The following is a 12,510-nucleotide window of genomic DNA, read 5'->3' as shown; positions in this document are numbered from 1 at the left end:
GCAGCACCGGTTCCTCCGGCAGCTCCGCCGCGCAGGCGGCGAGCAGGCAGAGCGCGGAAGCCAGGGGTGCGAATCGCAGCATCGTTGCAAGTCTAACACTCCGCCGAAGGATTCGTGCAGCCGGCGCGGCAACCGGGCGTCGGATCACGCCCGTTTGCGTTGCATCGGGGCACCCTTTGGCTGATCTTCGCAGCGGGGCTGGCGTCGGATGCCGCCCGCGGTGACAGTGGCGCGGAGCAATTCAATCACGACGGCCGGCACGCAGCGTCGCCTGACAACCATCGGCGGCCGGCTTGGGATCCTGGCACTCGCCACGGCCCTGCCGCTGTTGATGGGTGCTGCGCTGGTCACCGGATTGGCCTGGAAGGCTGAGCGCGACGCCCTGGACCGGCGCGTCACCAATCACGCCTTCGTCGCCGCCCGCGGAATCGATGCCGACATCGAGTCCCGGCGCATCGCCCTTGAAGCCTTCGCCGCCGCGCGCGGCGACATCGAGGCCAGCGACCTCGCCGCCACCGATGAGGCGGCGCGGCGCCTCGCCCGCGCGCTTGATGCCCAGATCGGCGTGCTGGATCGCGGCCTGGGCCTGCTGGTGGACACCAGCCAGCCCTTCGGCACCCCGCTCGGATCGACCCCGGCCGTGGCCGCGGGGCTCTGGGCCGTGGAAACCGGCCGCGCGCGCGTCAGCACCGGTGTCCCCGGCGGGGCGCCCTCGCCCCCGCTGCTGATGGTGCCGATCATGCGCGGCGGCCGTGCGAGCGGCGTGCTCAGCATCTCGCTGTCCCCGGAACGGCTGGCCGCGGCTGCCGCGACCGGGTCGAGCATCCTGTTCGACAACCGCTGGCGCGTGGTCGCCAGCACCGGCGGCGGCCCCGCGGACCTGCCGGACTGGACCGTCCTGACCGCGGCACCGCGCAGCATGGTGCAGGCGGGCACCGATGCCTCCGGCGCCGCGATCCGCTACGTCGTGAACAACCTGGCCGAGGCGTCGGAATGGCATCTCGTCAGCTGGGAACCCGCGGGCTTCGCCAGCAGTGCCGCGGCGCGGCTGCTGCCGTGGGTGGTGCCCTGCCTCCTCGCCGCCTTGGCGATCGCACTGTTCGCCTATGCCCGCGTCAAGGCGTCGTTGCGCACCCCGGTGCTGTCACTGCAACAGCATGCCCAGGCAACGGCCGAGGCGCTGCGCGCCGACGCGCCAGCCCCGCCGCTGCCTGACCTTGGCCCGCTCGACGAATTCGCCGCCCTGGGTGCCGCCCTGGGGTCGGCCGATGCCACGGCCGCGGCCGCCAAGCGGCGGATGCGCGCGCTGGCGGAGGCCGGGGCGCTCGTGCTCTGGCGCGCCGACGCCGCCGGCGGCTGGAACGAGGCGGCCGGCTGGGCGGGGCTGACGGGGCAGACCGCGCCGAGTTTCCGCGGCGATGGCTGGCTCGACATGCTGCACCCCGATGACCGCGCGCCGACCCTCGCCGAATGGGGACGCAGCCTGGTCGCGCGCGCGCCGATCGGCGTCGAGTTCCGCCTGCGCACCGCCGGAGATGCCGCCGACTGGCGCTGGGTGCGCGCGACCGGCGTGCCTGTCTCGGACGAGGCAGGGCAGTTGCAGGAATGGGTCGGCGCCATCCATGACGTGACCGATGCGCGCGGTGCCGGCGCGGCGCGGCATGTCAACGATGCGCAGGTGCGCCAGACGGTCGCCGAGCTGCGCGCCGTCTACGACACCGTTCCGGTCGGGCTGGCGCTGGTCGATCCGGCACTGCACTTCGTCAACGTCAATGCGCGCTTCGCCGCGATCTGCGGCCTGCCGACCGAGGCGCATATCGGCCGGTCCCCGCATGAGGTGATGCCCGAGAGCCTCGCGCGGCCGCTCGAGGATGCGCAGCGACGCGTCTTCGCGACCGGGCGGCCGGTGCTCGACGTCACCTGTGCGGGGCCGACGCCGGGGGCGGTGCAGCACCTGCGGCATTGGCTTGCCTCCTGCCACCCGGTGAAGGATGCGGAAGGCAACGTCACCGGCGTCTCCGCCGTGCTGCAGGACGTGACCGAGCGCGTGCGCGCCGAGCGGTCGCGCGAGTTGCTGGTGACCGAGCTGAATCACCGCGTGAAGAACACGCTGTCCACCGTGCAGTCGCTCGCCGCGCAATCCCTGCGCGGGGCACGCGGCGGGCAGGCCAATCTGGGACGCGAATTCGTCGGCCGGCTGCAGGCACTGATGCGCGCGCACGACCTGCTCTCCGACCAGGGCTGGCAGGAAGTCGACCTGGCACGCGTGGTGCGCACCGGCCTGTCCCCCTGGGTCGAGAGCGGACGCGCGATCCGCTTCGGCGGATCCGGCCGCATCCAGGTGACGGCCGGGCAGACCCAGGCGATCGTGCTGGCGCTGCATGAACTCGCCGCCAATGCGCGCCATCATGGCGCGCTGTCGCGCCCGGGCGGCGAGGTCGAGGTCGCCTGGTCGCTCAGCGAGGATGGCATCGCGTCGCTGGAATGGCGCGAAAGCGGCGGCCCGCCCGTCAGCGCGCCATCGGCCGAGCGCCGTGGCTTCGGCATGCGGCTGCTCGAACGCGGGCTCGCGCATGATCTTGGCCCGGGCGCGGATGTGCAGTTGCGCTTCCCCGAGGAAGGCGTGGTGGTGCTGATGCAGTTCCGCGCCGGGCTGCCGGCCCTGCAGCCGGCCGAGGCCTGACGCGACGGAAGCCGGCCGGCATGCTGCGATCGGGGCGTGATCCAACTCGTTTGGCGAGTTTGCCCCGCGGAGTATAAGGGTCCGCGAAGACAGCAAGGAACGGGCGCGGTACACCATGGCGCGTGCATTGATTACCGGGGTCACGGGCCAGGACGGCGCCTATCTCGCGGCCCTGCTGCTCGAGAAGGGTTACGAGGTCTTCGGCCTGCTTCACCGCCATGGCGGATCGGAGGCCGTGCAGGACCGGCTGCGGCGGCTCGGCTGCCAGGGCTCGGTGAAGATGGTCGATGGCAATCTGATCGACCTGTCCTCGTTGATCCGCCTGCTGCAGAAGGTTCAGCCGGACGAGATCTACAATCTGGCCGCGCAATCCTTCGTGCGCATGTCGTGGGACCAGCCGCTGCTGACCACGCATGTCACCGCGATCGGCACCGCCAACATGCTGGAGGCGGTGCGCATCGCTGCCCCAGCGGCGCGCTACTTCCAGGCAAGCTCGTCGGAGATGTTCGGCAAGGCGGAGACGCCGGCGCAGAACGAGGCGACGCATTTCCATCCGCGCAGCCCCTATGCCTCGGCCAAGGTCTTCGCGCATTGCCTGGTGCAGAACTACCGCGACGCCTTCGGCCTGTTCGGCTGCAACGGCATCATGTTCAACCACGACAGCCCGCTGCGCGGCATCGAGTTCGTGCTGCGCAAGATCACCGATGGCGCGGCGCGCATCAGCCTTGGTCTCGCGACCGAGCTGCCCTTGGGCAATCTCGACGCGCGGCGCGACTTCGGCCATGCGCGGGACTATGTGCGCGCGATGTGGCTGATGCTGCAGCAGGACAAGGCGGATGACTATGTCGTGGCGACGGGCCGCGCCGCGTCGATCCGCGACCTGTGCCGCATCGCCTTCGCGCATGTCGGCCTGGATTACCAGGCGCATGTGCGCGTCGATCCTGCCTTCCTGCGGCCGGCCGATGTCGATGTGACGATCGGCGACGCGTCACGCGCGCGGACCCGGCTCGGCTGGGTGCCGGAGATGAGCCTTGAGGAAATGATCGCCGAAATGGTCGAATCCGACCTCGCGCGCTGGCGCTGATCCTCGCCGTCCTGGTGCATGCGGCGGTCAAGCGACTGGCCCTGCCTTCCGCGGTGCTTCATCGACCGCGGCTGATGGCGGCATCGTCGCGCTGCCGCGGCAATCCGGAATACGTTCCTCAATCGCATCTATCTCACCGGCCAGGGAACAAGGCCCACATCTCCCATCCCGGCATCAACGAGTCCCGGATCGTGCCGGGCAGCGTCTCCGGTCCTTGTTTCCTGGGCCGCGGCCGGATCCGGTGGTCCAGGAACATGAGGCTGGGACCCGGCACCTTCGCCCAGGCGACGAGGGACCAGCCCGGATGGCGCTTGTGGTCGCGGGCACGGTGGACGAAAAGGGCCGCGCCCACGCCGATGCACTCAGGGCGCGGGGACAGGAGATCGGCGGGTTGGAATTCCGCACCGGCAACACGGACGCACCGATGCGGCGGCTCTACGACCGCCGCGCTGCCGTCCCCCTTCGACGAGGATCGGGGGATGACGCGGTTTGACGCGATGGCGGCCGCCTTCGCCGCGCGGATGGTACAACCAGCGCAGCACCCCGCCTGGGATCCCTTCATGGGCAGGCTGGACGACGTGATCGGGACCATGGTCGAGGAACGCAGGGAGCACAGGGCATAATGTTTTCGCGCAAGCGTGTATTGGTGACGGGGGGCGCCGGCTTCATCGGGTCCCATCTGTGCGAGAGGCTGCTCGCGCAGGGGCATTCCGTCCTGTGCGTGGACAACTATTTCACCGGCACGCGGGACAACATCTCCCACCTGCTGCCGCATCCCCGCTTCGAGGCGATGCGCCACGACATCACCTTCCCGCTCTATGTCGAGGTGGACGAGATCTACAACCTCGCCTGCCCGGCGTCCCCGGTGCACTACCAGTTCGATCCGGTGCAGACGACCAAGACCTCGATCTCCGGCGCGCTGAACATGCTCGGCCTCGCCAAGCGGGTGAAGGCGAAGGTGCTGCAGGCCTCGACGTCGGAAGTCTATGGCGACCCGGAGGTGCATCCGCAGACCGAGGATTACCGCGGCAGCGTGAACCCGCTCGGCCCCCGCGCCTGCTACGACGAAGGCAAGCGCTGCGCCGAGACGCTGTTCTTCGACTACAAGCGCCAGCACAACGTCCGCATCAAGGTGGTGCGGATCTTCAACACCTATGGCCCGCGCATGCATCCGAATGATGGGCGCGTGGTGTCGAACTTCATCGTCCAGGCGCTGCAGGGCAAGCCGATCACCATCTATGGCGAGGGCACCCAGACCCGGTCCTTCTGCTTCGTGGACGACCTGGTCGAGGGCCTGATGCGGCTGATGGACACGGCCGACGACGTGACCGGCCCGGTCAACATCGGCAACCCGCACGAGATCACCGTGCGCGAGCTCGCCGAGCGTGTCATCGCGCTGTGCGGCGATGCCGTGCCACTGGAGAAGCGGCCCCTGCCGCAGGACGACCCGACGCGACGCTGCCCGGACATCACCCTCGCGCGCCGCCTGCTGGACTGGGAACCGAAGGTGCCGCTCGAGGACGGGCTGCGCCGCACGGTCGCCTATTTCGACACGCTGCTGCGCCGGCCCGCGACGGAAGCCTGACGGGGCCATAGCCCCGGCCCAAGAGGCCGGGAGGCGCGATCTCCCGAACAGCGCCGGCCCGGGCGGAGCCCCGAGGCCGGTGCTTACGCCCGCGCCAGAATGGGGCGCGGCGTCATCGCAACCGCGATCGCGGCACCCGCTCAGCGGAGCGGGAAGCCGAGCGCGATGATCTTCTCCTTCAGCTTCTCCCGCCCGTTCAGCGCCTTGAAGGTGCCAAGCCGGGCGATCACCCGCTGCGTCCAGGTGCTGCCCGCCATTTCCTGCCGGCGGGAGAATTCCTCCATGCGCGGGTCATAGGCGGCGCGATGGCCGGCATCCTGGGCGTCGTAGGTTTCGCGATGCAGCACGGCGGCCTGCGGCAGGCGGGGCTTCACCTCCCCCTCGCGGCCTGGCAGCGCCTGTCCGACGCACAGGCCGAAGACCGGCGCGGCACCGGGCGGCAGGCCGAGCAGTTCCGCCACCCGCGTGACGTCGTTGCGCACCGCGCCGATATAGACGGTGGACAGGCCGAGGCTTTCCGCTGCCACCACCGTGTTCTGCGCGGCGAGTGCAGCGTCGATCGAGGCGACGAGGAAGGATTCGAGATAAGGCAGCCCGGCGAGCTCCACGCCCGCCTCGGCTGAAAGCCGCCCGTTGCGGGAAACATCGGCCAGGAAGACCAGGAAGATCGGGCAGATCTCGATGTGCTTCTGGTTGCCGGCGATGGCGGCGATCTCGCGCCTCGTCTCGGGCTTGTCGACCGCAACCACCGACCAGGTCTGCAGGTTCGACGAGGTCGCCGCCGATTGCGCGGCCGCCACCAGTGCCTCCAGCGTGCCCGCAGGCAGCGGGCCGGGCCCGAAGCCGCGCACCGACCGATGCGAGAGCAGCAGCGCGAGCGTGTCGTTCCACGGCCCGGCCTTGGGCTCGGCGCCGGCGCCGTAGCGCGCGGCCAGCGCCGCCGCGGCGGCCGGCATCTGATGTCCGTCCATCTGTCCAATATCCCCTTGGGTCTTGCCGGAACGTAGCGCGGCGCCGCGCCCCGGCAAGTCAGCGGGCGAATGCGGCCGCCGGATGCGGGGCCGAAAGGCGCGGCCCGGCACCGAACAGCTTCTCCCGGTAGGTGCCTTCGGCATAGCCACGCTTGTAGCGCCCGCGCTCCTGCAGGGCCGGCACCAGCAGGGTCACGACGTCCTCGAGGCAGTCCGGGATGACGGTGCGGGAGAGGTTGAAGCCGTCGATATCGGCCTCCTCCACCCAGGCGATCAGCGTCTCCGCTACCTCCGCCGCGCTGCCGACGATGGGCGGCTGGCGGCTGCCGAGGATCATCCGGTCGATCAGCGCCCGCTTGGTCGCGCGTGGGGCGGCGGCGCGCAGCGCCTCGACATTCGACCGGATCGCCTCGGACGGCGCGGCCGGCAATTCGTCATCCAGGCCAAGCCGCGCGAGGTCGATGCCGAGGGAGGCGGAGGCATGCACCAGCGCCGCCTCCACGCTCGCATGGCGGCGATAGTCCTCGAGCTTGTCGCGTGCCTCCGCACCCGTGCGACCGATGATCAGCGTCGCGCCCATGAAGGCCTTGATCGGCCGGGGCGCGGCGCGCCGGCGCAGATCCGCCACGAGTGCCGCGACATGCGGCTTCGGCCCGCCATTGATGAAGACGCATTCCGCATGCAGCGCCGCGAAGGCGCGCCCGCGATCGGACGCCCCCGCCTGATAGAGCACCGGCGTGCGCTGCGGGGAGGGCTCCACCAGATGCGGCGCGTCCAGCCGGTATTGCCGGCCCTCATGCCGGATGCGCGCGACGCGCGACGGGTCGGCATAGATGCCGCTCGCGCGGTCCCGCTTCACCGCGTCGGCGGCCCAGGATTCCTCCCACAGGCGGTAGACGACGCCCATGAACTCGTCCGCCATGTCGTAGCGGTCGTCATGCGCCATCTGGCGGTCGAGCCCCATCGCCCGCGCCGCGCTGTCGAGATAGCCGGTGACGATGTTCCACCCGATCCGACCCCGCGTCAGATGGTCGAGCGTCGAGAAGCGCCGCGCCAGTAATGCCGGCGGCTCCCAGGCCAGGTTCACCGTGACGCCGAAGCCCAGATGCCGTGTGGCCGCCGCCATCGCTGGCACCAGCAGCATCGGGTCGAGCAGCGGTACCTGCACCCCGTGCCGCACCGCCGCATCCTGGCTGCCGCCATGCACGTCGTAGACGCCGAGCACATCGGCCAGGAACAGCCCGTCGAACAGCCCGCGCTCCAACAGCCGCGCGAGGTCCATCCAGTGGTCGATCGACAGGTAGTCGAGCGCCCGGTCGCGCGGATGCGTCCACATCCCCTGCTGGATGTGGCCGATGCAGGCCATGTCGAAGGCATTGAGACGGATTTCGCGCGGCGCTGGCATGGGCTGAGGGTGCGCGGCGCGCAGGCGATCGGCAATGCCGCCGCGCTCGCCGATTCGTTACAGGAATGGCAACCTCCGCCGACTATCGTCGTGAATCGCCAAACCCATGCACCGGGAGTCCGTCCATGTGCCTCGCCTGCCAACCCGCGCGCCTCGGCCGTCGCGGATTTTTCGCCGCCGGCGCCGCCCTGGTCGCGAGCGCGACCGAAGCACGGGCCCAGGCCGCCCGCCGCGAGGCCGCGCCGCCCGCCCGGCCCGACACGCCCGAGGCGGCGCTGCGCGCCCTGGTCGAGGGCAATGCGCGCTACGCCGCGAACCGGCCGCGGGCGCGCGACTTCTCGGCACGCCGCGCCGCCCTGGCGCGCGGCCAGGCGCCCTTCGCGGCGATCCTCGGTTGCGCCGATTCGCGCGTGGCCCCCGAACTCGCCTTCGACCAGAACCCGGGCGACCTGTTCGTCGTGCGCGTGGCCGGAAACTTCGTCACGCCGGAAGGGTTGGGCAGCCTGGAGTTCGGCGCCGCGGTGCTGGGGACGAAGCTGATCCTCGTGCTCGGCCACACCAGTTGCGGCGCGGTCGATGCGACCGTCGCCGCGCTGCGCCAGGGCAACGCCCTGCCCGGCCAGATCGCGCGGCTGGTCACGGCGATGAAGCCGGGCATCGAACCTGCTCTGGCCGAGCCGGGCGGCGACGTGACGCGCCGCGCACTGCTGTCGAACGTCCGGCACAACGTCCGCGCGCTGGAGACGGCGACGCCGATCCTGTCGGACCTCGTCGGGCGCGGGGCGCTGGCAGTGCGGGGCGGGCTCTATGATCTCGCGACGGGGCGGGTGGAACTCGTCTGACGCAGAAACCGAGAGGGGCTTTGCCCCTCTCGAACTCTCCCCACCAAATGCCAGTGGCATTTGGAATGCCGATACTTGGTGCCCGGCGTCAAAGGATGGCATTCCAAAGGGCACTGCCCTTTGGCGGGGTGGTTTGGAGGGGCGGCGCCCCTCCAATGCTTCAATTCTCCGGCCGGAACCCGCTTTCCCGCACCACCGCGCCCCAATCATCGCGTTCCTGCCGGATGCGCGCGGCGAACTCGGCCGGGCTCGCGGAGGTCGTCGGCGCATATTCCAACCGGTCGAGCGCCGCGACCATCTCCGGCGTCGCGGCCGCGGCGCGGATGGCGCGGTGCAGGGCCTCGACCACCGGCGCGGGCGTGCCGGCCGGCAGCAGGGCGCCGAACCATTCATCCTTGTTCAGGTCGGGATGGCCGAGTTCCGCGAAGGTCGGCACCGCCGGGAAGCGCGGGTTCCGCGCGGGGGAGGAGACGGCAAGCATCCTCAGCCCCTCCCCCTGCTGCGGCGAAACATCGCCGAGCACGCCGATGAAGCAGGTCAGCCGGCCGGCGATCAGTTCCTGCACCGCCGGCGCGGCGCCACGGAAGGGCACGTGGGTCATCTCGATCCCGGCCTTCTTGCCCAGCACGATGCCCATGAAGTGCGGCGCCGAGCCGGCCGCCGGGGAGGCCCAGGGCAGTTCGCGCCGCTGCGCCTTCGCCCAGTCGATCCAGGCCGGCAGCGTCTGCGCCGGATGGTCCTTCGGCACGGCGAAGGCGAAGGGATAGGAGCAGACGGTCGAGACCGGGATCAGGTCGGTCAGCGCGTCGTAGCGGACCTCGCGCGGGAAGACGTGCGGCTGCAGGGTCAGCATCGAGGCCGGGGTCTGCAGGAAGGTCGTGCCGTCGGCATCGGCGCCCTTCACGAATTCCACCGCGATGCGCCCGGCCGCACCCACCCGCCCATCGACGACGAGTTGCGGCGCGTAGATCCCGCGCAGCCGTTCCGCATAGAGCCGTGCGACGACATCCGAGGACCCGCCTGGCGGGAAGCCGATCACCACGCGCGCCGGGCGCTGCAGGGTCTGGGCATGGGCCGGCAGGGCGAATGCGGCAGGCAGCGCAAGCACGGCCCGGCGAGGGATGGCGATGGTCATGCGGTGTTTCCTCCGACTATCGCAGGTGTAGCGGAGCCGCGGCGGCATTTGGAGGGGTTACGCGCTATGCTCCACCGTCATGGAGGACCTCTTCGACCTCGAACGCTTCGTGCAGGCGCAGGAGGCGGTGATGGAATCGGTGCGGGAAGAACTGCGCGCCGGGCGCAAGCGCACGCATTGGATGTGGTTCGTCTTCCCGCAGCTCCGCGCCCTGGGGCGCAGCAGCACGGCGCAGCGCTACGGCATCGCTTCGCTGGCGGAGGCGCGGGCCTATCTGGCGCATCCGGTGCTGGGGCCGCGGCTGTTCGACTGCACCGGACTTGTCTGCACCGTGCAGGGCCGCACGATCCATGAGATCTTCGGCAGCCCGGACGATATGAAGTTCCGGTCCTGCATGACACTGTTCGCCGCCGCCGATCCGGCCGCCACGCTGTTCACCGACGCCCTGCGCATCTTCTTCGACGGCCAGCCCGATCCGCTGACCGTCGATCTGCTCGCCGCCGGCTGACTAAAGCCCAAGACCCGGCACCAGCAGAGCCTCCAGCGCCGCGCGCCGTTCGGGCGGGATGGCGACCGCCTTGCGCGCCTTGAGGTCGAAGGCGATGCCGACCGCTTCGGCCGCGGCGACCACATCGCCGCTCTCCCCATCATGGACCAGGTGGGTCCAGGTCGTGGTCTTCTCGCCCAGCGCCTTCAGCCCGCTGCACACCGTCAGCAACTGCCCCGCGCGCAGGGGGCGGAACTGCGCGACGCGGTATTCCAGCGCGGCGGAGCCCATCCCTTCCTCCTTGATGCCCAGGCCGGTGCCGCGATTGCGCAGGTTCGGCACGCCATCCCAGATACGGGCGATGACGACGTCGGGGCGCATCACACCATCCGTGTCGCATTCATGCGGGCGGATCGCGCCGCGATAGCCCTCGGCCAGGCCCAGCGCATGGGCGGCGGCACGGTCCGGCAGGGCAGGCGGCGGATCGAAGCCGAGCCCGCGCGGCCCGGCATGGTCGGGCATCGCCACCAGAAGCGATTCCGCCGCCAGCGCCGGCAGCGGCGCGCCCCAGGCCCCGAGATCCGTCACCAGCGCGGCGGCCGGCGCGTCGGTCGCGTTGTTGCGGATCTCGACAACCGTCCGCAGGCGGTCGCCGGCGACGCGCAGGATGCCGCCACGGATGATGAAGGGCGTGCCCGGCGACATCTCCCGCAGGAAGCGCAGGTGCTGGTCCATTACCGCAAGCCTGCCGCGCGAAGGCGGCAGCCCGGCCTCCAGCAGCAGCCAGTCCAGCGCATCCGCCGCCCGCGCAACGTAATGGCGCACATTCATGTGCCCCATCACGTCGCATTCCTCCTGCTGCACGCTGCCTTTGCCGATGACGATCAAGCTCTTGTCCTCAACTTTTGCCACACACCCCCGACGCCGGGGTGTCCGGATGCTGCTGGCCAGCAGGGTGGATTGCACGGGGGCGACTGCATAGGGTCCGGGGTGCCCGGACCACTCGAGAGGCTGAGGGCCGAGGGTAGCCGAGCTATTGGTGGCTTAGGTCACGCCTCGCCTAGCAAGCGGCCGCGCGGTGGAAAGCCCTCCGCATAGCCTTCGGTCGAAACCGTGCGCCCCCGCCGGCTTGTCATCATTGCATCGGGCACGTTGTGCCGTCGGCGCAGCCGATCCAAGGCATGGCTGGGGAGTGTCACCGGAGCGGCGAATGTGATGTCCGAGCGTCGATAAAGGCCATCTCTCCAGCGCTCGAAGATCTCACTCGTCAGCAAAAATCTGTCGAGACCCCAGTACGGGACCTCGTCGGCGTCGGCGAACCTTTCGGCATGGAAATCCGGCTCACCGACGATGAATACCTCCATTGCAGTCGCGAGATCGCATTCAGGCCGCCGGATGACCCAGAAAAGCGGTGCTAGACCAAGGTCCCAGTTCCATGTCGTGGCCACGGCGCGCCAGTCGTCCGGGGTTGATTGCGCCGTCAGGAACGCAGCAAGGCGCGGGCCATCCGCGACTTCGCTCGCCCATGCCATGAGCATCGCGTCGTCGTCCTCATGCGTCGCGGCCAGATTGTAGAACGCCTGCTTGCGCTGCGCACGCCGCTCCTCGTCAGCGCGCTGCCTATCGCGGTGCTCCTGGAGGCCGGCACTTCGGGAAGCGCTGAGGCCGAGCACGCCGATTTCGATGCTATCGACCTGCCCGTCGCGGATGTCCGCTACAAATTCGTGCTTCCCGTCGGAGAGTCTGCCCAGGTAGCGACTGAAGGCTGACGAAGCCGGCTGTTCGGGCTGCGGCAAAATGTCGTCACTTGTTGGCACGAGATCAGGATACGCGCGGCGCAACGCCTCGAACGGCATCCCGATTTGCAGACGGTCGATGATGAGGTCCGTCGCGAACGGCTTGTGAAACCTTACGGAATGGGCGGGGTCACGCAGTCCGTACCCGAAAAGGAGCTGTACCCCGAAGTCGGATCCTGTGATGCCAAGGATGCCTGTACTCTCGCCGACAATGGTGAGCCTGCGGCCGCTCATGCGGTAGAGCCGGTCGGCGTCCGACTTCGGCACGGGCGGCCGCAAATCGACAAACCGGGCCTGAGCCATCCGTCGCCGCCATGCTCGCCACCGCGCCAAGACACCCGTGTCGCGGTTGCTCATTGCGTGCCTTCCCAAAACGCCGCGGTTCACGGCGAGTAGCCTAAAGGTCCAGCCGCGCCCAGACCGTCTGTTCGACGCTATGTGAGGCCCTCGCCACCACCGTCGCGAACCGCGCCTCGCGGCAAGCCGAGCGGGCTTGCCGGCGCGCCACTTCGCGGGAAGCAT

The 12,510-nt window shown here is 70.0% G+C and carries 12 protein-coding genes; 7 read left to right on the top strand and 5 right to left on the bottom strand.

Going from position 1 to position 12,510, the window contains the following annotated elements:
- Positions 1–208 precede the first annotated feature (208 nt).
- The 5 genes from AC2YHJ_RS03170 (at position 209) to AC2YHJ_RS03150 (ending at position 5,352) form a co-directional block, all read left to right on the top strand.
- Positions 209–2,683: a PAS domain-containing protein gene (locus AC2YHJ_RS03170; protein WP_487393897.1), complete on the top strand. Its 2,475-nt coding sequence runs from the start codon at positions 209–211 to the stop codon at positions 2,681–2,683.
- A gap of 115 nt (positions 2,684–2,798) precedes the next feature.
- Entirely contained in the window at positions 2,799–3,767 is a 969-nt protein-coding gene (locus AC2YHJ_RS03165) for a GDP-mannose 4,6-dehydratase (RefSeq protein WP_487393896.1), read from the top strand.
- A gap of 304 nt (positions 3,768–4,071) precedes the next feature.
- Positions 4,072–4,260: a hypothetical protein gene (locus AC2YHJ_RS03160; RefSeq protein WP_487393895.1), complete on the top strand. Its 189-nt coding sequence runs from the start codon at positions 4,072–4,074 to the stop codon at positions 4,258–4,260.
- Complete coding sequence (locus AC2YHJ_RS03155) at positions 4,247–4,390, top strand: hypothetical protein (protein WP_487393893.1); 144 nt, start codon at positions 4,247–4,249, stop codon at positions 4,388–4,390. The genes AC2YHJ_RS03160 and AC2YHJ_RS03155 overlap by 14 nt, the downstream gene beginning before the upstream one ends.
- Positions 4,390–5,352 carry a UDP-glucuronic acid decarboxylase family protein gene (locus tag AC2YHJ_RS03150; RefSeq protein WP_487393892.1) on the top strand — a complete coding sequence of 321 codons (963 nt, stop codon included), beginning with the start codon at positions 4,390–4,392 and terminating at the stop codon, positions 5,350–5,352. Before AC2YHJ_RS03155 ends, AC2YHJ_RS03150 begins: the two co-directional genes overlap by 1 nt.
- A 140-nt stretch (positions 5,353–5,492) precedes the next feature.
- On the opposite strand, the gene AC2YHJ_RS03145 is transcribed toward AC2YHJ_RS03150, so the two are convergent.
- Both AC2YHJ_RS03145 and AC2YHJ_RS03140 read right to left on the bottom strand, forming a co-directional pair.
- On the bottom strand, positions 5,493–6,323 hold the full coding sequence (locus AC2YHJ_RS03145; protein ID WP_487393890.1) for an NADPH-dependent oxidoreductase: 831 nt from the start codon (positions 6,321–6,323) through the stop codon (positions 5,493–5,495).
- Between the two features lie 58 nt (positions 6,324–6,381).
- Complete coding sequence (locus AC2YHJ_RS03140; protein ID WP_487393888.1) at positions 6,382–7,728, bottom strand: LLM class flavin-dependent oxidoreductase; 1,347 nt, start codon at positions 7,726–7,728, stop codon at positions 6,382–6,384.
- Between the two features lie 125 nt (positions 7,729–7,853).
- On the opposite strand from AC2YHJ_RS03140, the gene AC2YHJ_RS03135 reads away from it, so the two are divergent.
- The gene (locus AC2YHJ_RS03135) at positions 7,854–8,570 is read left to right on the top strand and encodes a carbonic anhydrase (protein ID WP_487393887.1); all 717 of its coding nucleotides are present in this window, start codon (positions 7,854–7,856) and stop codon (positions 8,568–8,570) included.
- A 160-nt stretch (positions 8,571–8,730) separates the two neighbouring features.
- Here the strand turns inward: AC2YHJ_RS03135 and AC2YHJ_RS03130 are convergent, their stop codons facing one another.
- Positions 8,731–9,705 carry a Bug family tripartite tricarboxylate transporter substrate binding protein gene (locus tag AC2YHJ_RS03130; RefSeq protein WP_487393886.1) on the bottom strand — a complete coding sequence of 325 codons (975 nt, stop codon included), beginning with the start codon at positions 9,703–9,705 and terminating at the stop codon, positions 8,731–8,733.
- A 79-nt stretch (positions 9,706–9,784) separates the two neighbouring features.
- Here AC2YHJ_RS03130 and AC2YHJ_RS03125 point away from each other — a divergent pair, with 79 nt between their 5' ends.
- Positions 9,785–10,213, top strand: a complete 429-nt coding sequence (locus tag AC2YHJ_RS03125) for a DUF1810 domain-containing protein (RefSeq protein ID WP_487393885.1) — start codon at positions 9,785–9,787, stop codon at positions 10,211–10,213.
- Here AC2YHJ_RS03125 and AC2YHJ_RS03120 read toward each other — a convergent pair whose 3' ends face one another.
- Both AC2YHJ_RS03120 and AC2YHJ_RS03115 read right to left on the bottom strand, forming a co-directional pair.
- Positions 10,214–11,080 carry a thioesterase family protein gene (locus AC2YHJ_RS03120; protein ID WP_487393884.1) on the bottom strand — a complete coding sequence of 289 codons (867 nt, stop codon included), beginning with the start codon at positions 11,078–11,080 and terminating at the stop codon, positions 10,214–10,216. It lies immediately after the preceding gene.
- 161 nt (positions 11,081–11,241) lie between these two features.
- On the bottom strand, positions 11,242–12,345 hold the full coding sequence (locus AC2YHJ_RS03115; protein WP_487393882.1) for a DUF4274 domain-containing protein: 1,104 nt from the start codon (positions 12,343–12,345) through the stop codon (positions 11,242–11,244).
- Between the last annotated feature and the right edge of the window lie 165 nt (positions 12,346–12,510).

The sequence above is a fragment of the Roseomonas sp. SRI_022 genome (genome assembly GCF_057586215.1).
Note: the sequence above shows the minus strand (reverse complement) of the source record. Positions and strands in the feature narration are given on the sequence as shown.

Excerpts from the sequence above, each read along its gene's own strand:
- AC2YHJ_RS03170 (WP_487393897.1), top strand. The coding sequence starts at position 209 with ATGCCGCCCGCGGTGACAGTGGCGCGGAGCAATTCAATCACGACGGCC.
- AC2YHJ_RS03165 (WP_487393896.1), top strand. The coding sequence starts at position 2,799 with ATGGCGCGTGCATTGATTACCGGGGTCACGGGCCAGGACGGCGCCTAT.
- AC2YHJ_RS03160 (WP_487393895.1), top strand. The coding sequence starts at position 4,072 with ATGGCGCTTGTGGTCGCGGGCACGGTGGACGAAAAGGGCCGCGCCCAC.
- AC2YHJ_RS03155 (WP_487393893.1), top strand. The coding sequence starts at position 4,247 with ATGACGCGGTTTGACGCGATGGCGGCCGCCTTCGCCGCGCGGATGGTA.
- AC2YHJ_RS03150 (WP_487393892.1), top strand. The coding sequence starts at position 4,390 with ATGTTTTCGCGCAAGCGTGTATTGGTGACGGGGGGCGCCGGCTTCATC.
- AC2YHJ_RS03145 (WP_487393890.1), bottom strand. The coding sequence starts at position 6,323 with ATGGACGGACATCAGATGCCGGCCGCCGCGGCGGCGCTGGCCGCGCGC.
- AC2YHJ_RS03140 (WP_487393888.1), bottom strand. The coding sequence starts at position 7,728 with ATGCCAGCGCCGCGCGAAATCCGTCTCAATGCCTTCGACATGGCCTGC.
- AC2YHJ_RS03135 (WP_487393887.1), top strand. The coding sequence starts at position 7,854 with ATGTGCCTCGCCTGCCAACCCGCGCGCCTCGGCCGTCGCGGATTTTTC.
- AC2YHJ_RS03130 (WP_487393886.1), bottom strand. The coding sequence starts at position 9,705 with ATGACCATCGCCATCCCTCGCCGGGCCGTGCTTGCGCTGCCTGCCGCA.
- AC2YHJ_RS03125 (WP_487393885.1), top strand. The coding sequence starts at position 9,785 with ATGGAGGACCTCTTCGACCTCGAACGCTTCGTGCAGGCGCAGGAGGCG.
- AC2YHJ_RS03115 (WP_487393882.1), bottom strand. The coding sequence starts at position 12,345 with ATGAGCAACCGCGACACGGGTGTCTTGGCGCGGTGGCGAGCATGGCGG.